Annotated in this window: 27 protein-coding genes and 1 pseudogene; 19 read left to right on the top strand and 9 right to left on the bottom strand. The window is 58.8% G+C overall.

All coding sequences use genetic code 11. The features are described 5' to 3' along the window. Positions 1 to 49 precede the first annotated feature (49 nt). The 4 genes from JQ641_RS37450 (at position 50) to JQ641_RS37435 (ending at position 2141) form a co-directional block, all read left to right on the top strand. Positions 50 to 769, top strand: coding sequence for a hypothetical protein (locus tag JQ641_RS37450; RefSeq protein WP_212002309.1), 720 nt, complete (start codon positions 50 to 52; stop codon positions 767 to 769). Positions 770 to 809: 40 nt separating this feature from the next. Then, positions 810 to 1202: a cupin domain-containing protein gene (locus JQ641_RS37445; protein ID WP_212002302.1), complete on the top strand. Its 393-nt coding sequence runs from the start codon at positions 810 to 812 to the stop codon at positions 1200 to 1202. Between the two features lie 252 nt (positions 1203 to 1454). Beyond that, positions 1455 to 1691 carry a hypothetical protein gene (locus JQ641_RS37440; protein WP_212002299.1) on the top strand — a complete coding sequence of 79 codons (237 nt, stop codon included), beginning with the start codon at positions 1455 to 1457 and terminating at the stop codon, positions 1689 to 1691. 249 nt (positions 1692 to 1940) lie between these two features. After that, positions 1941 to 2141, top strand: a complete 201-nt coding sequence (locus JQ641_RS37435) for a hypothetical protein (RefSeq protein WP_212002297.1) — start codon at positions 1941 to 1943, stop codon at positions 2139 to 2141. A 695-nt stretch (positions 2142 to 2836) separates the two neighbouring features. Here JQ641_RS37435 and JQ641_RS37430 read toward each other — a convergent pair. Next, a complete protein-coding gene (locus tag JQ641_RS37430) occupies positions 2837 to 3484 on the bottom strand; it encodes an NAD(P)-dependent oxidoreductase (protein ID WP_212002294.1) in 648 nt (215 codons plus the stop codon). Between the two features lie 1022 nt (positions 3485 to 4506). On the opposite strand from JQ641_RS37430, the gene JQ641_RS37425 reads away from it, so the two are divergent. The 5 genes from JQ641_RS37425 (at position 4507) to JQ641_RS37410 (ending at position 7319) form a co-directional block, all read left to right on the top strand. Then, positions 4507 to 4665: a hypothetical protein gene (locus tag JQ641_RS37425; protein WP_192739897.1), complete on the top strand. Its 159-nt coding sequence runs from the start codon at positions 4507 to 4509 to the stop codon at positions 4663 to 4665. Between the two features lie 128 nt (positions 4666 to 4793). Further along, positions 4794 to 4928: a hypothetical protein gene (locus tag JQ641_RS38600; RefSeq protein WP_283815274.1), complete on the top strand. Its 135-nt coding sequence runs from the start codon at positions 4794 to 4796 to the stop codon at positions 4926 to 4928. A gap of 884 nt (positions 4929 to 5812) precedes the next feature. Then, entirely contained in the window at positions 5813 to 6010 is a 198-nt protein-coding gene (locus JQ641_RS37420) for a hypothetical protein (protein WP_212002292.1), read from the top strand. Positions 6011 to 6107: 97 nt separating this feature from the next. Next, on the top strand, positions 6108 to 6575 hold the full coding sequence (locus JQ641_RS37415) for a response regulator (protein ID WP_502755034.1): 468 nt from the start codon (positions 6108 to 6110) through the stop codon (positions 6573 to 6575). Between the two features lie 78 nt (positions 6576 to 6653). Further along, positions 6654 to 7319, top strand: coding sequence for an SOS response-associated peptidase (locus tag JQ641_RS37410; protein ID WP_212002290.1), 666 nt, complete (start codon positions 6654 to 6656; stop codon positions 7317 to 7319). 47 nt (positions 7320 to 7366) lie between these two features. On the opposite strand, the gene JQ641_RS37405 is transcribed toward JQ641_RS37410, so the two are convergent. After that, a complete protein-coding gene (locus tag JQ641_RS37405) occupies positions 7367 to 7555 on the bottom strand; it encodes a hypothetical protein (RefSeq protein WP_212002287.1) in 189 nt (62 codons plus the stop codon). 554 nt (positions 7556 to 8109) lie between these two features. Here JQ641_RS37405 and JQ641_RS37400 point away from each other — a divergent pair. Continuing rightward, positions 8110 to 8805, top strand: a complete 696-nt coding sequence (locus JQ641_RS37400; RefSeq protein WP_212002285.1) for a Crp/Fnr family transcriptional regulator — start codon at positions 8110 to 8112, stop codon at positions 8803 to 8805. Positions 8806 to 8957: 152 nt separating this feature from the next. After that, a complete protein-coding gene (locus JQ641_RS37395; RefSeq protein WP_212002283.1) occupies positions 8958 to 9164 on the top strand; it encodes a hypothetical protein in 207 nt (68 codons plus the stop codon). A gap of 71 nt (positions 9165 to 9235) precedes the next feature. Here the strand turns inward: JQ641_RS37395 and JQ641_RS37390 are convergent, their stop codons facing one another. Continuing rightward, entirely contained in the window at positions 9236 to 9469 is a 234-nt protein-coding gene (locus tag JQ641_RS37390; RefSeq protein ID WP_212002281.1) for a DUF6894 family protein, read from the bottom strand. A gap of 238 nt (positions 9470 to 9707) precedes the next feature. On the opposite strand from JQ641_RS37390, the gene JQ641_RS37385 reads away from it, so the two are divergent. Next, on the top strand, positions 9708 to 9947 hold the full coding sequence (locus JQ641_RS37385) for a DUF6894 family protein (protein ID WP_212002279.1): 240 nt from the start codon (positions 9708 to 9710) through the stop codon (positions 9945 to 9947). Between the two features lie 219 nt (positions 9948 to 10166). Then, on the top strand, positions 10167 to 10346 hold the full coding sequence (locus JQ641_RS37380; RefSeq protein WP_212002277.1) for a hypothetical protein: 180 nt from the start codon (positions 10167 to 10169) through the stop codon (positions 10344 to 10346). A gap of 31 nt (positions 10347 to 10377) precedes the next feature. Here the strand turns inward: JQ641_RS37380 and JQ641_RS37375 are convergent, their stop codons facing one another. Then, the gene (locus JQ641_RS37375) at positions 10378 to 10644 is read right to left on the bottom strand and encodes a DUF3551 domain-containing protein (RefSeq protein WP_212002275.1); all 267 of its coding nucleotides are present in this window, start codon (positions 10642 to 10644) and stop codon (positions 10378 to 10380) included. A 517-nt stretch (positions 10645 to 11161) separates the two neighbouring features. Here JQ641_RS37375 and JQ641_RS37370 point away from each other — a divergent pair. From JQ641_RS37370 to JQ641_RS37360, 3 genes are all read left to right on the top strand, one after another. Continuing rightward, complete coding sequence (locus JQ641_RS37370; protein WP_192739909.1) at positions 11162 to 11425, top strand: DUF3551 domain-containing protein; 264 nt, start codon at positions 11162 to 11164, stop codon at positions 11423 to 11425. A gap of 353 nt (positions 11426 to 11778) precedes the next feature. Beyond that, the gene (locus tag JQ641_RS37365) at positions 11779 to 11931 is read left to right on the top strand and encodes a hypothetical protein (protein WP_212002273.1); all 153 of its coding nucleotides are present in this window, start codon (positions 11779 to 11781) and stop codon (positions 11929 to 11931) included. Positions 11932 to 12066: 135 nt separating this feature from the next. After that, on the top strand, positions 12067 to 12300 hold the full coding sequence (locus JQ641_RS37360) for a hypothetical protein (RefSeq protein WP_108522855.1): 234 nt from the start codon (positions 12067 to 12069) through the stop codon (positions 12298 to 12300). A gap of 627 nt (positions 12301 to 12927) precedes the next feature. On the opposite strand, the gene JQ641_RS37355 is transcribed toward JQ641_RS37360, so the two are convergent. The 4 genes from JQ641_RS37355 to JQ641_RS37340 all read right to left on the bottom strand — a co-directional run bounded on the left by JQ641_RS37355 (position 12928) and on the right by JQ641_RS37340 (position 14960). Next, positions 12928 to 13113: a hypothetical protein gene (locus JQ641_RS37355; RefSeq protein ID WP_212002271.1), complete on the bottom strand. Its 186-nt coding sequence runs from the start codon at positions 13111 to 13113 to the stop codon at positions 12928 to 12930. A 531-nt stretch (positions 13114 to 13644) separates the two neighbouring features. Then, the gene (locus JQ641_RS37350; protein WP_212002270.1) at positions 13645 to 14325 is read right to left on the bottom strand and encodes a Crp/Fnr family transcriptional regulator; all 681 of its coding nucleotides are present in this window, start codon (positions 14323 to 14325) and stop codon (positions 13645 to 13647) included. 225 nt (positions 14326 to 14550) lie between these two features. Then, entirely contained in the window at positions 14551 to 14733 is a 183-nt protein-coding gene (locus JQ641_RS37345; RefSeq protein WP_212002268.1) for a hypothetical protein, read from the bottom strand. Between the two features lie 26 nt (positions 14734 to 14759). Beyond that, on the bottom strand, positions 14760 to 14960 hold the full coding sequence (locus JQ641_RS37340) for a hypothetical protein (RefSeq protein WP_212002266.1): 201 nt from the start codon (positions 14958 to 14960) through the stop codon (positions 14760 to 14762). Positions 14961 to 15206: 246 nt separating this feature from the next. Here JQ641_RS37340 and JQ641_RS37335 point away from each other — a divergent pair, with 246 nt between their 5' ends. After that, positions 15207 to 15380 carry a hypothetical protein gene (locus JQ641_RS37335; protein WP_212002264.1) on the top strand — a complete coding sequence of 58 codons (174 nt, stop codon included), beginning with the start codon at positions 15207 to 15209 and terminating at the stop codon, positions 15378 to 15380. A 404-nt stretch (positions 15381 to 15784) separates the two neighbouring features. Here JQ641_RS37335 and JQ641_RS37330 read toward each other — a convergent pair whose 3' ends face one another. Next, positions 15785 to 16021 (bottom strand): hypothetical protein, encoded by a 237-nt coding sequence (locus JQ641_RS37330; protein ID WP_212002261.1) that lies wholly within the window; start codon positions 16019 to 16021, stop codon positions 15785 to 15787. Positions 16022 to 16927: 906 nt separating this feature from the next. Between JQ641_RS37330 and JQ641_RS37325 the strand changes: the two genes are divergently transcribed. After that, complete coding sequence (locus JQ641_RS37325) at positions 16928 to 17674, top strand: alpha/beta fold hydrolase (RefSeq protein ID WP_212002259.1); 747 nt, start codon at positions 16928 to 16930, stop codon at positions 17672 to 17674. After that, a pseudogene (locus tag JQ641_RS37320) lies at positions 17675 to 17806 on the top strand (IS5/IS1182 family transposase); the annotation flags it as partial. Between the last annotated feature and the right edge of the window lie 144 nt (positions 17807 to 17950).

Here is a 17950-nt window from a genome sequence, read left to right as displayed (position 1 = left end):
AGCAAATGCCCACCATATCCTTCCCCAGAACCGACAAAGGGCTGTGGCGATGTTTGAGTGGCTCAAGCAAGGCGCGCGAGGCGCTGTCAGTGCAGCTACAAAAGGCGGGACCGAAGCTGCCGCCGCCTTGAAGGCGCTGGCTGACAGCATGGCCAGGCGCGCGGCAGAGGCCGCCGATCTTGGCAAGCTGCTCGACATTCTCGATAAAATCCCGGGCGTCGATTTCGAAAGACGGGAGCCGGATGCCGCCTACCTCGCAACGATGATGGCTGCCTTTCAAATGGGCGAGCTGTCTCTCGTCATTACCTGCACAGGCCCGAAATCGACGGATATCGACATTTTGCGCACGAAGCCGTTGGCCGCTGCCGAGGCCGATGCGCTGGTCGGGTCACCCAAATTCAGCGCCACGGTGCTGGCCGAAGGGCAGGAAGGCCGCCCTGCCGTCCAGATGCTCATGAACAAGGAAAATCTTGCGCAGAACTACCGTCACGTATCGGTGGATGCCCTGATCAAAGGTTTGAAGAAACCTATTGAAAACGTTCCTTTGGTCGGTGGCGTTTTGGCGGCGGCGTTGGGCCTTGTTGCACGTCCTATCGCCAGGCTTATTCTGGATATTATTTTTACACAGGCTGAAAACATCATCCGCTATGCGCGCGGCGGAAACGCCGTTCTCCCCGGTCCGACGGAGGAGCAACCTCATCTCCCGAGTCCAGTCGAGGAAAAACCTGATCTGGTGGCTGGGGCAGAGCAGAAGGAAAAACGGCCATAGGGGCAGATTGAGCCGCTGGCGCGCCAGGAGGTGACAGCCGATGAAGTGTCTTCGGATATACGCAACCCCGGACGGTGAATCTCACTTCGGTGAAGTGGAAATCCCCATGGCGGCAAAGGTGACCGTTGCTCCTGGTGCCAAGCCGTTTCAAGTGTCCAGGCGCTATCTCGCGTCAAGCATGGAGTTCACTCAAATTCCTGCCGGTATGCGACCGGTTGATTGGCACACCGTTCCGGCGCGGGTATTGACTGTCAGACTGACAGGGGCGGTCGAATACGAGACGAGCGACGGCGAGGTGCGGCAGGTCTCTGCGGGCGAGTTCGTGCTGGTGGAGGACACACACGGAAAGGGCCATCTGTCTCGTCATTCCTCAGACGAGCAAACCGTTCTTTGGATCAGGCTACCCGACGGCCTCGATCTGCCGCCCGCATAGGGCCGCAGGTCGAATTGAGCCCAACGGGTCCGCGCAAAGCGCGGCCCGATGACAGGCTCCGGCTTAATCCGCCGTTTTGTTTTCGACCGGACGGCGGATTACGCTGTCGCTAATTCGCCGTCCGAGCTTGATGGCCGACCGACACGCTGAAAAAGTCGAAGATTGAACGACCAGGAAAACCTGGCGAAAGCGTTGCTCTTCTATCGAGGAGGGCAGTGATTAGATAAGGAGGGGGCAACCCAAGGAGTTGCCATGAAAAAGCCTCTGACGATACCGGACGAGCCGCAACCCCGCAACATCACACGCGCTGACCTTGTGATGACGGCGGGCTTTGGCTTGGAAGTCGATGGCCGGATGAAGACGGTGTTTCCAACACTTGAAGCGGCGCAGAAAAGGGCGAGGGATCTCAAAGCCGAGTTTCCGATGCTCCAAGTCAAGGTGTACGACGCTGCGGAAAAGAAGATGCTGGAATTGTCGCCGACTGAGTGACGCGACGGACCATAAAAGTAATCCGCCATTTTGTCGTTGGTTCGGACGGCGGATTACGCTGTCGCTAATCCGCCTTACGCGCTCTGTAGCGGAACCGGATACCGGCCCCTTTCATTAAATCTGCCTTTCGTCCGGAACCCGACATCGGCCGGGGCAGTTAAGTCGGTATCACCGCACGGTCAGTGGCTTACATCGGTGATGAGAACGCCGGTAGCGCTCCCGCCTTCCTCTGGTGGAAAGGAGCGCGCCATGATCACCCGGCGTCGTTTCAAACAAATTCAGACTTTGGAAGAGCGTCTTGTTGAACAGGCGAAGAGCCTTTCTGAACAAGCCAAGTTGGTTGGCCCCGGTCCCGTGCGAGACGAATTGATCCGCAGGGCGCGACAGGCGAACACGGCCTCGCACATGAACGATTGGCTGCGCTCGCCAGGACTACAGCCGCCAAGGTGAATGTTGCTGCGGGCGCAGACAGTCGCTAATCAGTAGGAACCGCGCCCGGGGCAGGTGGTTGGCTAACTATCACAGCCCGGTTCGCGGCTCTTATCTGTGATGAGAACGCCGATTGCGCTCCCGCCTAACTCGAGAGGCGGTACATGGATGTGCGCATTAAAATACGTCAGAGATCGCCATTTCCCAAACCCTGGAAGTGGGAGATGTATGTCGGAAAGCGTCTCGTGACGGCGTCGAATGAGTCTTACGCCTCTCAAGGAGAGGCCCACGGCGCAGCGAGGGACACGCTTGACCGCATAGTTTTGGAATGGGCAAAAAGCCGGAAAGTCCCGGGATAAAGTAAGGCCGCCTCGGGGCCGTAGGGCGATTGAGCCGACTTGTCCGTCATGAAAGAGCGAAGGCGGGAGGCGTAAACCGCCGCTTTGTTTTCGACCGGACGGCGGATTACGCTGTCGCTAATTCGCCCTTCCAGCTAATTCGCCTTGGAACAATCTGGCTTGTCAGAGCGTCTGTTTGAAGCTTCCAGCCAGAAAGGTGCCCCCCCGACTGCTGGAGGAAAACCCGTACCATTCGGGTTGGCGGCCCCCTCGTTGGGGCCGTTTAAAAATTCGGACAGCGACGTTCGTGAACTCCCGCAGTTCTCCTGCCGTGAACGATGTTCCACTAAACGGGGGATACGACCGTTCGCCGCCAACCTAGTTGCGCAACGTTATGGCCTTCCTGTAGGTCGCGGGATCGTCGAGGATCTTGATCATGTACGCGGCCACGTCAGCGCGGGTGGCCGTCGAGGTGACGTTCCAGCGCAGATCGGTGCCGGCCTTCAGGTTGCCGCGAGCAGGCTTGAATGTCAGCGTTGCCGGCCGGACGATCGTCCAATCGCAGTCGCTCTCCCGAACAGCGGCCTCCTGCTTTTCCTTGTCGGCCATCACCTCCTTGAGTGCGAGCTTGACCAGGAAGCCTGCGCCGAAACTGCCGGTGCGGTAGCTCTCACCGACACTCACCGAACTTTCGACGATGAGCCGGCCCCGGCCTCGCGGCATGGCGGCCAGAATGTTCCTGGTTCCCACCGAGCAAACCGGGACGCCGGTCTGGCGTCGACCCCGATCGCCTTTCGCCTGAGGTATCGCCCCCAAAGTGCAGATGACCGCATCCGTACCCTGAACCGCAGATGCCACCGAGGCTGGATCCATTGCATCGCCCTTGACGATTCTGAGTTTCGGATGGGTCAAGGGCATGCGCTTGATATCACGGACAAAGGCCGTGACGACGTGACCCGCGGACAGAGCGGACTCAACGACCAGCCGTCCTGTCGACCCCGTTGCACCAAAGACAACGACGTTCATCACACCCTCCCATCGCGCGGCTTCGAAGCGCGATCGTCGTGCGGAGTGGATTGGTCCGTGAAGCCGGAAGCATCTTTGCGTGCATACTCGGGCAGCAACAGTTCGGGGGCCTGCCGGGCACAGTTCAGGCGTTGTTGCGACAACATGATGGAAAGGGCTCCATGGGATTTGGTTGGCGGCCGCGGCATCGACAGAATTCGCCGCGCTGATACTCTGACGAGGCAGCCTGGTGTTTTGTGACAGCCGCCTGGCTCACGTTTGTCTCCTGCCGACCGCCGCCGCCTTACACGCGGCATCGACGACGCTACGTTGCGGCGTGTTTGCGGTCGATTGGGCCGAGGAAGAGGGCGAGCCATACCAAGGTGTCGGTCCGCAAGGCGGATCGAGCCGAGCTGTCCACTGTCGCTCAAGGGGCGAAGACGGACGGCGTTGGACGGCGTCATCCGCCATTTGTAGTCGGTTCGGACGGCGGATCACGATGTCGCAAATTCGCCCTAGCTGTCGCAAATCCGCCCTAATAGATCGGCCGGACGAAACCGTTTTCCCGGGTCGCGAAGTCGTCCTGAAACAGAGCGCCGCTAGCCTTTTCCCGGTCAAACAAGGGGAAGCTCAAACAAGGGGAACGGTCATGTTAGTTGCCATCCTCAATTCGATTTACCGCCATTTCATCACGGCAGCCATCGTTGGCATGGCAGTGACCCAGGGGAGCCGCCGATGACCGAGCTCGTAGCAGCCCTGTTGGCCTTCCTCAGCATCGGCGTTTTCGTAGCGCACGCGTTGGACGCCTATCGCACCGGCTAGGGCCGTTGGCGTAATCCGCGATTTTGTATCCGGTTCGAACGGCGGATCACGCCGCCGTTAATCCACCTTGCGCGCTGGCGAAGCGTAGCGGCCCGCTCACTCAGAGTGGCTTGTCGCGAGGTCGCGATGCTGCGTGACAGTGGTCACAGTCCGCGGGATAGCGCCGCGGCATACTCGCTCCAGATCAACGGCGACATATCGCCAAACCACGGAGCGGGACCATGCACAGCCAGACCTCGATCTTGAGCGATGCCGAACTCGACTTCGTGAGCGGCGGTGACAAGAACGCCAAAGGTCAAACGGTGCCCCACAAGGAACCCAAGCCGCCTGTTGTCAATACACCGGTCGTGCCCGCACTTTTGATCAAGTTCCACTTCTGACGGACCCCTGCGGGTCACGTCGCGCTTCCTGATTTCGTGATCAGGACCGCCGCCAAAAGTGACTGAACTTGCTTCCCCAGCCTTCCGACCTATCCAAAGGCGCCCGAATTCCCCTCTGCGAGGGTTAGATGGCCGAACTCGTCCTGGAAGTAATCTGCCGCCTTCTTGCGATGCTGTTCGAGTTCGGCATCTATCTGCCACCGCTCAAACCAAAACCGGGCAAGCCGAGCGTCCCGCAAGTCCCTGCAAAAAGACTGTCCTGATTCAGATTGACTGACGTCCTCGGTCAGTACCGGACGCCTGGTCCTGGCCTACTCCGAAATTGCCCGAGAGCCGGATTGACCGGCGGTCGCCGATGCGACATTTTGGTGACATTGATCGAAACGTATTTTTCCCGGTTGTAGATACTGACATGGATAACAGCGCCGAATATTGGCGGCGGGCGCTAGCGGCCCACGACCAAGCGCGACGAGCCACGAATGAGACGGACAGGGCTGCCTGGCGACGGATCGCCGAGAGCTTCACGACTCTCTTCCGGCAGGTTCAAAGTGAAGAAACAGAGGAAGCAATGGCCGTTGTCGACTCCGTTGACGCAGCGACAAGCGACGATGTTCTGAAGAACTAGCGCCGGGGCCAAGTTGTTTCGTCCGGACGGCGGATGACGCCGTCGCTGATCAGCCCTGCGCGCTGCTATTTTTTCTTCCAGAAACGCGCGAGGATTTTGGGCCTGGGTCGCTTGCTGGCAAGTCTGGACCCGCTTGGCGGCGATGCTTGCTTCCTGACCATCCAGCGATGCGTGCTATCGCACTTCGGGCAGTGCAAGGTTTGCAACTCAAATCCAGGCTGATCGGGCTGGGTACGAACGAGGGTCATGTCGCTTTGACAGGTAGGGCAATGCGCCGGTTCTCCAGCCTTCATTTTCCCAAGCCTCCCGAGGGAGCAACAGACAGTACGGTAGACCATAAGAAATTTGTGGCCACATCAAGAATGGGATTTGAGGCCGCGCCAATTTGTGCTGTGTGCACAAGTGGACAGAACCAGTGGCGCCGGCAGCGTATTATCCTTGCATCACCGCACGGCCAGTGGCTTCCATCGGTGATGAGATCGCCGGTTGCGCTCCCGCCTCCCTCAGGAATGGAGCAGCGCCATGCAGCGACGAAGTTTCAAACAGACCACCCCGCCAGATCAACGTTTGACGGAAGAGGCAGAGCGCCTGCGCAAGGAAGCACGAGGCACCCCGCCGGGAGTTGCGCGCGACAAGCTCATTCGCCGGGCCCGACAGGCCGAGACGGCTTCGCACGTGCAGGAATGGCTGGCCTCACCGGGCCTGCAGACCCCGCGGTGACGCCCGAGGCCTGCGTCGATCAAGCCACGGCCTGACGTGCAGAAGCCAACGCCAATCTTGCGCACGCAACGCAGCATCCCGCGCCTAATGTTCACTTTTGAACATTATTTCGGAACCAATCATTTCAGCGTCACTTACCCTGCCGGTGGCTGCAACGCTGCAGCAGGGAGCGGTTGAAGTGGATCATGCGGTGACCATACTGGTCGTCGAGGACGACCAGCTTATCCAGGCCATTGTCGAAGATGCGCTTGCAGACGGCGGGTTCAAATCAGCGATCACAACATCCGGAGAGGAAGCCATTGCGCTTCTCCAGGGTGATGAAGCGCAATACCGGGCGGTCGTGACCGACATCAATCTGCTCGGAAGCCTGAACGGATGGCAAGTCGCTCGCGCGGCCAGAGAGACCGATCCGGCGATGCCCGTCATCTATATGACCGGCACTCACGAAGGGGAGTGGGCATCCAAGGGCGTCCCCAACAGTGTTCTGCTCGCCAAACCCTTTGCCCCTGCGCAGCTTGTCACCGCCATTTCCAATTTGCTCAATGCCGGAACGCCGCCGACATAGGCGATGTGCCGCGGAAGCGGACCGAGGCCCATATTGAAATTGCGAGTGGCTTGATCGGCCGGTACCGTCGATCGCATCATGTGCAATCTCTATTCGATCACCACCAACCAGGAAGCGATCAGCCGGCTGTTTCGCGTCGTCAACCGATACGTCGGCAACCTCGCCCCGATGCCCGGCGTCTTCCCCGACTATCCCGCGCCGGTCGTGCGCAACACCGATCACGGCACTGAGCTGGTGACGATGCGCTGGGGCATGCCGCCGCCACCGCGCACCGGCGGCCCGCCGGTCACCAACATCCGCAACACCTCCTCGCCGCACTGGCGCGGCTGGCTGAAGCCGGAAAATCGCTGCCTGGTGCCGGTGAACAGTTTTGCGGAATACGCGCCCGAACCCAATCCGGAGACGAAAAAGAAGGATGTGGTCTGGTTCGCCCTCCATGACGATCGGCCGCTGTTCGCCTTCGGCGGCATCTGGACCGAGTTCAAGGGCGATCGCGGCACCAAGTCGAAGCCGATCCCCGGTCCGCACAACGTCTACGGTTTTCTCACGACGACGCCGAACGCGATCGTCGAGCTTGTTCATCCCAAGGCGATGCCGGTGATCCTGACCAGCGACGAGGAGCGCGACGTCTGGATGCGCGCGCCGTGGGATGAGGCCAAGGGGCTGCAGCGGCCGCTAGCGGATGACGCGCTCAGGATCGTGGCGCGCGGTATCGACAAGGAAGACAAGGCAGCGGCAGGTTAAGCGAACGCGGCGGCAAGGGCCGCAGCGTGGATCGCATTCCCCAGGGATCAAGCCGCGACGGATTGCGGTTCCGGCCTGGCGGCCACCACACCGGCGCGCCTGATATTCAGAATCTGCCACTTCGAAGTATCGAAACAATCGGCGGCCTTCGTCTCCGCGGCGGCGGCATCCGGTGCCTGAATGGCGATGTGGAATTTCCTCGCACCATCACTCAGCGTCATTCTGAAAACCTGCATGCTCGGGCGCCCTCCATCTGATGAAAGGGTGGCGCGAGCAGGGTTAATTTTTCGTTACCGACGGTTGGGCTGTCGCCGATCTCTCACGCGCTACGGCTTTCCCCGAGTCGCGGCTTCGGTACATGCGCCGCACGAGTTCCGGAAATGAAACTCCGCGTGATCGACGAGCAGCGGAACAAAGCCGCTCCGTCGGCGTAAAATCAGAATGGACGATTTGGAAAAGCACAAGGAAGAGGCCCTGGTCGTGATGTCACTGAGCACCGCGACGCTGATAACGTGCTTTGGTATCGCGCTTGCGTTGCTCTAGCGCCGCGCGCCTCCACCGTATCCTTCTCACAATCCACAAACAGGCCAGAGCGGGACCGCTGGCCTGTTCGGCCTGAGTGGTCGAACTCCATCTTGGCAGCGTCCTTGGCAGCGTCACCCCCATAAGTTGCCTACGAGACAGACGGAGGCCGCAAATGTCTGCTAGATGACATTATCGCCGCGCCGTCCTGGGCATCTTTCGGTGACTGAGAGTTCGTCGCGCTCCCGCCTGTTCCGGAGAGTGCGCCATGCGCGGTCATCGCGAAAATCAACTTTTGTCCCGGCTCGATCGCGCCACGTTCGCGCACCTCGAGCCGCACCTCACCATCGCAGAACTGCGCCAGGGTTTTGCGATCGCGGAAACCCATGCGCATGTCCAGCGGGTATACTTCCCGCATGGCGGTATCATTTCCTGCGTCGTCGAGCTGTCCAACGGAGGCCGGATCGAAACCGGCATGATCGGCAGGGACGGTCAGTACGGTGCAGGCCCCGCGATGGATCACAAGATCTCCCTCAACCATGTCGTGATGCTGGTCGCAGGGTCCGCTTCGGTTGTCGATGCCGACCGGTTGCGCGAACTCACCCAGGAAAATCCTAAGCTCCGGAAGATCCTGATGCACTACGAACAGTTCTTCCTCGCGCAGGTGCAACAGACCTCTGCGTGCAACGCGGTTCATGACGTTTATTCCCGCACCTGCAAATGGCTGCTGAGGATGCAACAACTCGTCGGCAACGACATGCCGCTGACGCAGGAATTTCTCGCCCAGATGATCGGTGTCCGCCGAACCAGCGTCACGGCGGTGGCGGGAAAATTGCAAGACGCCGGATTGATCTCCTATTCGCGCGGCCGGGTTCACATCATCGACATTGCCAGGATTCAGCAGCGCGCTTGCGAGTGCGACGCAGCCGTCAATTCGCACTACGCGCGCATCTTCGACATCTGATAGCTGCCGGCCGGGTGTTGCGATTTTCCCGTCGGTGCAACTCGTCGCAAGCTTCGCGCGCCGGCGAGGGTTTGAAATGTCAGAAACCGGGCAGACGATACGAACGACAGCGGTTTAAAATCGGGCATTGGCAGTTTTGTGAGGAGGGTGCCATGGCCCAGAGGAGGAGGCGGATCAAGCACACGGCTACCTTTGAGGAGCGGCTGGCGGAAGAGGCCCTGCGATTCAAGGAAGCGGCTGAAGAGCAACCTGCCGGCAGCATGGCTCGGGAGCTGCTTTTGCGCCGGGCGCAACTGGCTGAAACAGCTTCACGCATGAACCGTTGGCTGTCGTCGCCAGGGGTGGCGTCGCGCAAGTGATCGAGTACCACGCGCAAACGGGCGGCCCGGCCGGGCCGGGCCCGGCCAGCCTCCCGCGTGGCGACGCGACGTTACCCGGTCGTGAGTTCTACGGTGAGGATGGTTCGGCCGGTGCCGTCGGGGCCGTCCGTGACCCACACCTTCCAGGGATCGCCGGACCAGAGGCCGTCGGTTTTGCCGAGGTTCAGCAACTCCCGGACGGCGCGAACGGCTTCCTCCTGGACCGCGCCCAAATCGGCAAGGTCAATCCCGGTCGGGTCCAGGGTTGTGGTGCCATTCGCCAGGTGGAAGTAATGCCGCGCCATGGTTGTGCTCCGGGGAAGGCGGGAGCGCAGTAGCGTCTCTCAGTCACCGCTAAATACCTGGGGAATCGGGCGATGATGTCCGCACGCTAACCGCCCCTTCGCCGTTGGTCTGCACGCTAAGCGACGCTGGGACGGAAAACTTGCAAGACTCTGTAGCCATTGTTCGCTGACCGACAGAGCAACTTATTGCCAATGTGTATGTTGAGTAGCGTGTTCGCCTTGGTGGTTGAGAACCAGCATGCCGCGATATTATTTTCACATCGATGAGCTGGACACCGATCCCGACGGCACCGAACTGCCCGACCTCGACGCCGCGCGGCGGGAAGCGCTGCTAGGGGCGCGCGAATTGCTCGCCGAGTGGATCGTCCTGGCTATCGACGGCATGCCGACGAGGATTCTGATCGCGGACGAAGCAGGAAACGTGCTGGATACCGTCCATCTGCGCGACGCGCTGCCGCGTGCGCTACGTGAGAAGTAGCACCAGTATCTCATTGCGGCCTTTCATTGAGCCTTGTCAGGCGTCATTGCCAGGGAGGGTAGGGCTTGGCCTGACCGCCTTGAGCTTCGCGCCTGGGAGCGCGGCCACCGGTTCGGCTGCGGCACACGAATTTCACCGTGCGCCAGGATGCAGAACCGTGTTATGTTGGGAGATTAGTGCGACCGGCATTGATTGCAGACAAGTATCGAATTTTTTCCGATGGAATACCGCGGCAAGAATTATCTGGTTTTCGAAGGCGACCAGCCCGATTCGTGGCGATGGGCGGTGACGCTTGACGACCACACCACCAAAGCCGGCGAAACGAAAACGCGCAGCGAGGCCATCACGCAGGTGGTACTGGCCGTCGACCGGGCCCTTTCAAAATCGGGCAGCCGATGAAGAGGGGCGCCAACAGGCCCGCTAGACCGGCTCAGTAACCCCGGCGATAACGCCGCTCGCCTTGTCTCGGCGCTGCCGCACGAGCGTAAAACGGGTTGAGCTGGCACTGCGCAGCGCGGCCGGAAGCCGATGCCGCGCATTGGGCCATCGTATGATAGGTGCAATCTTCAAACGAACCGCCGCCCCACGGAACGACATGCGCACAGACTGGAAACGCCGGGTCATAGGTCTGCGCCGGAGCTTGTTCGGCTGCGGTAACCAGACCAATCGTTAGAAACGTAAAAGCCAGAACGCGCATCGGAACATCCCTCGAAATCGCCAACCAGAACAGCCTCGCGGGTTTACTGTCGAGGCCGCTTGCTGGAGCGTAATATCTGCCGCCAAAGCTTCGGCACAGACGTGCAAGACAGTCACTGATACTAGCGCGCCTTCTCCGGCTGCACGCCCTCCAATTTAGCCGCCTCGGTCAAGGCTTCGTTATTAGGCTTGAGCATCAACGCGGATAAGGCCGCTTCAGCTGGGCGGCCTTTGTGATTCCGATCACATTCAAGAACAGCCTCGGCACACTTGCTCCGGATCAACGGCGAGCCCTCGCCAAGCACCGAGCGAGACGATGCGCAAGATAGTCGGATTCGTGATTCTCGCCCTGCTCGTTGCGGCGGCGATGCACCCCAACAACAGATATCATCCGCCGGCAGCGACCAGCCACGTCCCCTGAACATCACCAGGAATTAATCCGCCCGGGTTGAACTTTTCGAGGGGCTGGCCCGTCTATCTATCGAAAGCGATTGATAGCAATTCAAGGAGTTTCGACCATGCGCCGCAATGTTTCCCTCGCCATTCTGGCAGCCGTTTCCGCCTTGACCGTCGTCGGATCGATGTCGCCAGCACCCGCAGCCGAGCGCATCCAGGATCGCTATTGCCTGCAAGGCCGTCAGTGGGGCTATCCCGGCAATTGCCAGTTCTCCAGCTACCAGCAGTGCATGGCGACCGCGTACGGGACCGACGCCTATTGTGGCATCAACCCCATGCACGCCTACGCCTACTATCCGCGCGGCCGCTACTACGACCGGTACTGATCAGCGCCCGGCCTGTTTCGGCCAGGGCCATAGGGCGAAGTGAGCCCGACGGGTCGCGCAAGGCGCGGCCCCGATGAACAGGTGGCGCCGCCATCCTGTCTTGGGTTCGACCGGCGGATGGCGCTTCCAACTCATCCGCCTTGAGCGCTAGGACGCGTACTCATAAATGCGAGATATCCGCTTCTTGGGGTGAAGCAGACTTCCCCAAGCAACTTCGGGACTTCGCCTTTTGACCCAATTGAGACGTTAGTTCGCCGCCAGAACTGACATCTGCCCCTTCAAGTATGTTAGTCTGAGCCAGTACGGTGCGCGGTATTCAGTCGTGGGGACCCATCCATCAAAAGGGTCACGTCATGAGCAAACGTGAAAATGAAGCAAGCAAGTTCCGTCCATCGGATAGGCCCTTGAATGAATACGAGCAGGAGCAAAAAGCGCTGCGCAAAAACCTAGAACGGCTGAAGGCTGAACGACTGGCGAGAGAGGTTGCCAAGTCGAAGGACGGTTAAAAATCGGAACTCTGTAGCGGCGGGCCGGGCGGCCTCGGTAATTCCTCTATCCCCGGTCGGGCTCGCTTTCGGTTTCTTTGCCTTTACAGTCGCATTTTCGTTCCCACATTATTTGATAGGGCACAGGAGGCTGAGATGAAATCAGAGTTCTTCAGCATGTTCGGAATACCACCCACCGAATGCGAAATCGAAGCCCGCAAAGATGAATTGGGTGTGCCGCGACTGTGGTTTCGATCAACGGGAAATCCGCTGGTCGGCTTGGATTTGACTGGTGCTACCCAGCTTCAGCATTTGTTGACTGATGCCGGCGAAGCCAATCAGGCGAACGAAATTGGTCAACACATCGCCAAAGCGCAGCACCTTCGGTAATTGTTTTTCAGGGGTGATCCTGCAGACAGCAGTCAGCCTGAGGGGGTGCCTTTAGGGCCTCGGGGCATTACGCAACTTCTCCTGGGCCGCCTTATATTCGTCTTCGAGGGGCAGTTTGTCGAAATCGGGCTTGTAGCCGTTCTTCTCGTATGTCGACCTAGGTATCGGGATGGAAACGCCGTCGTATTCAACCTGAGCCGACTGATCTGGTGTTTTAAATAATCCGGTAGGCATGATGCCAGCCTCCTTGCTTTGGCTTAAGCATATCACGAGGACCTGATCGTCCCGGCTCACCCAAACAAAAAGACCGCCGGAGACCGACGGTCCTTTCGTTTACAGTTGGGATTGATGCGCTCGACTTTGCTCTAGCCTTAGACAGTGGCCGCTATGGGTCTCTTATGTCTCTTGTTGGTGCTAGCCGGTGCGAGAACCTATCGATCAAACCTAACCTTCCTTAAAGCTGGGCGAGGCTCAAGGAAGATCAAGTGAGGGATGCTGACCTAGCCCCTTGCCGATGTTGGTGAGGTCAATACCCTTCGCCTTGACGTTGGCTGCTAAGATGTCTGGATCGTTGCCAGTGTCGAACAATCAACCCTGGCGCTTGCCGTCCTCCACACTCACTGAATCTCACTTCCGCTGCGCAACATTGACTTCGCGAATCGCCAGATAAAGGCTGATCGTACCTACAATGACGGGAAGTAGTCCTATGAGCATCCAGGCCCAAGACGAGCCAGCGCCGATCGCGCTAGCAGCAATGCAAAATCCAAAGGCAATGATACCTACCGAGATTGAGAGCGAGAATGCGTCATTCATGATGACCTCCAAAGACCTATGCCTCGGATGAATGCCAGCCTCTCAGTATGTTTCGGCATCAAAGCCAACGGAGGCAATTTAGCCCGGATGTCTTAGTTCGCCCGTGAGAAGCTGGGTGACCTCCGGCAATTCAAGGAGGCCTGTTACATCGCAATCGACGCAGCGGAATTTGCGTCCTCCCGTCTTCACGAGCACAAATCGCATAGGCATGCTGCACTTCGGGCAGATCGGAGGCGGAGAATTCTTGGGCATGGGATCTCCCTTTCACCAAGGCGGGAGCTCAACACTCTCAATCACCGACAACAGTCGAAAGCGCGAAACGGTGATAAATGACCCTGCGCCTTTTAACGGTCCAATAGCGAGTCAATTCCGAGCAATCGACACGGTATTCGGGCACTCCACCATTTCCAGTTTATATCGGCGCAATAGCGGTTTCGTTCGATCAGCCGGGTGAAGGATCGGCTGGCGGCGAAGCCCTAGCGACGCGCCCGGCGGGTTGGCTTGTGACGCCTGGGGGCAATTGCTTATCGTTTACAATTCGCGCTTGATCTCGGGCTTGTCGTACAAGACCGCGTTCAGCAATGAACTGTTGACCTCTATTTTTCCGTTGTAGCTTATGAAGCCGAGCTTGCGGAATCTGTTCATGAAGAAGCTGACGCGGGATCGTGTCGTTCCAATCATTTCGGCCAATGTCTCCTGGCTGATATTCGGAGTGATCGGTTGAGGGCTGCCCTCCTTGCCGAAATTCGCCAGCAGGAGCAGCAGGCGCGCCAACCGTTTTTCACTGGAGTTGAAGAGCTGGTCGATCAGATCCTCTTCTATCCGGCTGTTGCGGGTCAGCAGATAGGCCATGAACAGCTCGGAAAACTTGGGTTGATCGTGCAGTGCCGCGACCATGGCGGTCTTCGTTATCGCGGTCACCAGGCATTCCTCCATCGCTGTCGTCGTCGCGATCCGCAGCGAATGGCCGTTCATGCAGCCTTCGCCAAAGAACTGGCCGGGACTCAAAATGCCGACGACGGCTTCCTTGCCTTGCTCGGATATGACAACGACCTTAACTCGGCCTTTTTGAATGTAGAATACCTCGCTTGCTGCGTCGCCCTGCGCGAAGACGACCTCATCCTTGCGAAACTCAAGGATAGTCTTCCCTTCGCCTACCTTGGCGAGAAACTCTTTTGGATCAAATTTCGCTTGATCGGGATTGTTTGGCATGTCCGGTTCCGTTACCCGCGCGCGCCTACCATATCATTCAGGCCGCCGACGTCCTGAAGTAAAAGTGCCGCACGATGAAGGTTTTACAGCCGGGATGAACGAGGAAGCCCCGCCCTGAGCTATCTCGCGCCTTCATGGAAATGGCACGTCAGATTGAAGCAGCCGAAGAGCATGCGGGGGCGGATGGAGCGGTCAGCAGCGGCCTACGGCTGTTGCCGTTCATGTTCAAGCCTCCGCGCTGACGAAAATATCGAACACCTCGTAAGCCTGTTGCGGCGTCTTTCCTTCCTTGAATGCGTTTGGGAAGCTGAAGATCGCATCCGCCAGAAGGAATTCATCCGGGACAGGAAACAGGGCGCGAAGTTCGGCGAGCCAGTTCGTGTATGAGGGCGGGTTGAACTTGCCCAAGGTGTAGTTATCGCTGAATGCGTGCATTAGTTCGGAACCTTCAGGCCGGGAGATCGCAGCCAGTCGCTCAGGTGCGATCCGGTTTCGGCCTGTCGGGCCTTGCGGATCGTGGCCTCCCGAACCGCGCCAGGTGGAAGCAATTTGGCTTGCTCGCGCAGGCAGTGTGCTTCTTCGGCAAGACGTTGCTCGAGGATTTCAGGTGGTGTGTAGTGCTGTCTTTGCTGCATAGGGCTGCTCCGTTCCATCGAGGAAGGCGGGAGCGCAACCGGGCGTTCTCATCACCGATAAGCGCCAACAGGACGGTGCGGTGACCGGGGGCAATCTGGCATATCCGGCAGCCGAGATATTGGTCAATAAAGCTCACATCGCGAAATAGTTAAACACTCAAATTAGGCCACCGCAGGCCACTCGTATCAGGAACGTAACCAGCGCAGATCTGTTAGACGTTGTTCCTCCTTCCAAAGGAACGCCTGATGGCCGACGACAACACAAGAAACCCGAACAAGAAGCAGCCCGGCGAAAACCCGGAGGGCAAGTTTCACTACAACCCGGGAAATATGGCCGGCAAAACGCCCGGCGATCCGGAAGAGACCGCCGAAAATCGTGGCGAGTTACCGCGCGAGACCGAGAAAAAAGCCGCCGACTAGGTACTTACGAGCTGCCTTACTCTCTCTTGAGCTTGAGTTCGGCGGATTGCGCCATCTTCGTCCATTCGCCCGCGAGCCGCAGCCACGATTCCTTATCGAGCGGGTTAAGGGCCCGCTCGCCTTGTTCTCGGCATTCGTCAGCTAGCTTACGGAACCTGGCTGCATCGTCTGACATGACGCCGACAATGCACCAGATAGTTTGATCCGCCCATCACCCGATAGGCCACTAATCCCTATGAGAACGTCGTTCCTTAGTACGAACGATGGTGATGAGGTTCCGGGTCAATTTTGGAAGTCAGCACGCGTATCGGCAGGGTCTCGTCTCACCGTCGCACAGGCCAAAAGCCGACGACGTTCGCTTCCGCTAGTCGGATAATCTGGGCAGTTTTCATGGTCTCATAGCATCACTCAGTCGGCGACAATTCCAGCATCTTCTTTTCCGCAGCGTCGTACACCTTGACTTGGAGCATCGGAAACTGGGCTTTGAGATCTCTCGCCCTTTTCTGCGCCGCCTGAAGCGTTGGAAATACCGTCTTCATCCGGCCATCGACTTCCAAGCCGAAGCCCTCGGTCATCACAAGGTCAGCGCGTGTGATGTTGCGGGGTTGCGGCTCGTCCGGTATCGTCAGAGGCTTTTTCATGGCAACTCCTTGGGTTGCCCCTCCCTATCTAATCACTGCCCTCCTCGATAGAAGAGCAACGCTTTTCGCGAAGGTCACCGCGCGACCCTGCGGCCATCGCGTATTTCGCGCGCTATGGAGTCGCTAGTCTCTGCCGCCCCCAGCCGAGCGACTTGATGGGGCCCGCTCCAAAGCTCCACCGGGCCACGGGTTGAAAGGCGTTTGGCCTTTTCCATGGCCTCACTGTCATTGGCGCAGACCAGCGGCTCGTATCCGATGAAGTGCCCGTCCTCGCCTACGATGTAAGCGCGATACTCTGGCATCAGAGTGGCGCTTGCAGGCCGGGAGACGTGAGCCATTCATGCATGTGCGAAGCTGTTTCGGCCTGTCTGGCTTGGCGAATGAGCTTGTCGCGAGTAACCCCCGGCGGGGTGCCTTGGGCTTCTTTACGGAGGCGTTCCGCCTCCAGCGTTAGTCGTTGATCTAGTGGAGCGGATTGTTTGAAGTGACGTCGTTGCATGGCGCTGCTCCATTCTTGGGGAGGCGGGAGCGCAACTCGCGTTCTCATCACCGATGGAAGCCGATGGCGGGGCGGTGATGGGACAATCTGGCATGTCCGCAGGTCGACATAGTGGTCAAAATTGCTCACATCGCGAAATCGTTAACAACTCAAATCAGGCCACTGCCGATTTTAGACTAGGCCGTGTACTCATAAATTTCCGATGTCCGCTATGCCACCAATAGCGACTAGAAAGCGGACAATGCTGGATGTCCGAGAAGTGGCCATGAGCTGACATGCCTACCCCAAATTTACCGCGACCCGACCAGAAAAACCACCTTGAAGCCGCTTTCCGCATTAACGTCGAAGCGATAGGTTAAGGCGGTACGCACAGGCATTGCGAAAACGTTGTTTAAGGGGGGTCTGTGATGACGATTGTTCTCGTTCACGGAAATCCTGAAACAGAGGCAGTATGGGACGACCTAGTCCCGCATTTGCGCAACCACGACGTTGTTCGTCTGTCGCCACCCGGGTTTGGCTCCGCAATCCCTTCGGGCTTTGACTGTTCCACCGACGCTTATCGCGACTGGCTCGCCCTCGAACTCGGAAAGTTGGCACAGCCCATCGATCTTGTGGGACATGATTGGGGTGGCGGACATGTCGTCCGCATCGCGATGGACCGTCCAGATCTGATACGGTCCTGGGCAAGTGATATTTTGGGCGCCTTCGACCCTGATTACGTCTGGCACGACATGGCACAGGCTTGGCAGAAGGCAGAAATCGGCGAGCAGGCGCTTGCACAGATGACCAGCATGCCGGCAGAGGCCCGAGTCGAGCGGTACGTGAGCCTGGGCATGACCAAGGCAATCGCTCAGAAAATAATCGCAGGTGCGAACGCGGACATGGGTCGAGCGATGTTGTCGCTGTACAGATCAGCCGCTCAACCGGTGATGCGCGATCTCGGTGCGAGCTTGCCGCGAGCCGTTGCCAAACCCGGCCTGGCGATTATCGCTACGGAAGATTCCTTTGTTGGCGGAGAAACGCTCGCGCGCCGTTCTGCCGAGCGCGCCGGCGCAAAAGTCGCAGTGCTGGAAGGAGCGGGTCATTGGTGGATGTGCCAGCAGCCCAAACAAGGAGCGGATGCGATCAACGCGTTCCTGGCAAACCTCAGCTAGCGTTTATTCGACCGGATCAAGCAATGCCGTCGGGTTGCGACGCGCTACGGCAAGCTGGCTGCCAACTACCTTGCATTCGTGCAACTTGCGTCAATCACGCCACGGCTCTGCGCTTATGAGTCCACGCGCTAGGGCGAGATGTCTTTGGGTTGGTCCGCGCAGACGTCATCCTGAGAGCTTGTGACCCTATGATTTGCGGGCGCGGTATTTGGCGCGGTAGGGCGCTGGCGATCGGAGGCTGCTTTCAAGGTCGATGGTGTCAGGTCATTGGGCTTG

This window comes from Bradyrhizobium sp. JYMT SZCCT0180 (assembly GCF_018130165.1).
Lineage (GTDB): Bacteria > Pseudomonadota > Alphaproteobacteria > Rhizobiales > Xanthobacteraceae > Bradyrhizobium.
This window is presented reverse-complemented; position numbering and strand designations above follow the sequence as displayed.

What these genes read in the sequence shown, in the direction of transcription:
- JQ641_RS37450 (WP_212002309.1), top strand. Translation starts at nt 50, where the DNA reads ATGTTTGAGTGGCTCAAGCAAGGCGCGCGAGGCGCTGTCAGTGCAGCT.
- JQ641_RS37445 (WP_212002302.1), top strand. Translation starts at nt 810, where the DNA reads ATGAAGTGTCTTCGGATATACGCAACCCCGGACGGTGAATCTCACTTC.
- JQ641_RS37440 (WP_212002299.1), top strand. Translation starts at nt 1,455, where the DNA reads ATGAAAAAGCCTCTGACGATACCGGACGAGCCGCAACCCCGCAACATC.
- JQ641_RS37435 (WP_212002297.1), top strand. Translation starts at nt 1,941, where the DNA reads ATGATCACCCGGCGTCGTTTCAAACAAATTCAGACTTTGGAAGAGCGT.
- JQ641_RS37430 (WP_212002294.1), bottom strand. Translation starts at nt 3,484, where the DNA reads ATGAACGTCGTTGTCTTTGGTGCAACGGGGTCGACAGGACGGCTGGTC.
- JQ641_RS37425 (WP_192739897.1), top strand. Translation starts at nt 4,507, where the DNA reads ATGCACAGCCAGACCTCGATCTTGAGCGATGCCGAACTCGACTTCGTG.
- JQ641_RS38600 (WP_283815274.1), top strand. Translation starts at nt 4,794, where the DNA reads ATGGCCGAACTCGTCCTGGAAGTAATCTGCCGCCTTCTTGCGATGCTG.
- JQ641_RS37420 (WP_212002292.1), top strand. Translation starts at nt 5,813, where the DNA reads ATGCAGCGACGAAGTTTCAAACAGACCACCCCGCCAGATCAACGTTTG.
- JQ641_RS37410 (WP_212002290.1), top strand. Translation starts at nt 6,654, where the DNA reads ATGTGCAATCTCTATTCGATCACCACCAACCAGGAAGCGATCAGCCGG.
- JQ641_RS37405 (WP_212002287.1), bottom strand. Translation starts at nt 7,555, where the DNA reads ATGCAGGTTTTCAGAATGACGCTGAGTGATGGTGCGAGGAAATTCCAC.
- JQ641_RS37400 (WP_212002285.1), top strand. Translation starts at nt 8,110, where the DNA reads ATGCGCGGTCATCGCGAAAATCAACTTTTGTCCCGGCTCGATCGCGCC.
- JQ641_RS37395 (WP_212002283.1), top strand. Translation starts at nt 8,958, where the DNA reads ATGGCCCAGAGGAGGAGGCGGATCAAGCACACGGCTACCTTTGAGGAG.
- JQ641_RS37390 (WP_212002281.1), bottom strand. Translation starts at nt 9,469, where the DNA reads ATGGCGCGGCATTACTTCCACCTGGCGAATGGCACCACAACCCTGGAC.
- JQ641_RS37385 (WP_212002279.1), top strand. Translation starts at nt 9,708, where the DNA reads ATGCCGCGATATTATTTTCACATCGATGAGCTGGACACCGATCCCGAC.
- JQ641_RS37380 (WP_212002277.1), top strand. Translation starts at nt 10,167, where the DNA reads ATGGAATACCGCGGCAAGAATTATCTGGTTTTCGAAGGCGACCAGCCC.
- JQ641_RS37375 (WP_212002275.1), bottom strand. Translation starts at nt 10,644, where the DNA reads ATGCGCGTTCTGGCTTTTACGTTTCTAACGATTGGTCTGGTTACCGCA.
- JQ641_RS37370 (WP_192739909.1), top strand. Translation starts at nt 11,162, where the DNA reads ATGCGCCGCAATGTTTCCCTCGCCATTCTGGCAGCCGTTTCCGCCTTG.
- JQ641_RS37365 (WP_212002273.1), top strand. Translation starts at nt 11,779, where the DNA reads ATGAGCAAACGTGAAAATGAAGCAAGCAAGTTCCGTCCATCGGATAGG.
- JQ641_RS37360 (WP_108522855.1), top strand. Translation starts at nt 12,067, where the DNA reads ATGAAATCAGAGTTCTTCAGCATGTTCGGAATACCACCCACCGAATGC.
- JQ641_RS37355 (WP_212002271.1), bottom strand. Translation starts at nt 13,113, where the DNA reads ATGAATGACGCATTCTCGCTCTCAATCTCGGTAGGTATCATTGCCTTT.
- JQ641_RS37350 (WP_212002270.1), bottom strand. Translation starts at nt 14,325, where the DNA reads ATGCCAAACAATCCCGATCAAGCGAAATTTGATCCAAAAGAGTTTCTC.
- JQ641_RS37340 (WP_212002266.1), bottom strand. Translation starts at nt 14,960, where the DNA reads ATGCAGCAAAGACAGCACTACACACCACCTGAAATCCTCGAGCAACGT.
- JQ641_RS37335 (WP_212002264.1), top strand. Translation starts at nt 15,207, where the DNA reads ATGGCCGACGACAACACAAGAAACCCGAACAAGAAGCAGCCCGGCGAA.
- JQ641_RS37330 (WP_212002261.1), bottom strand. Translation starts at nt 16,021, where the DNA reads ATGAAAAAGCCTCTGACGATACCGGACGAGCCGCAACCCCGCAACATC.
- JQ641_RS37325 (WP_212002259.1), top strand. Translation starts at nt 16,928, where the DNA reads ATGACGATTGTTCTCGTTCACGGAAATCCTGAAACAGAGGCAGTATGG.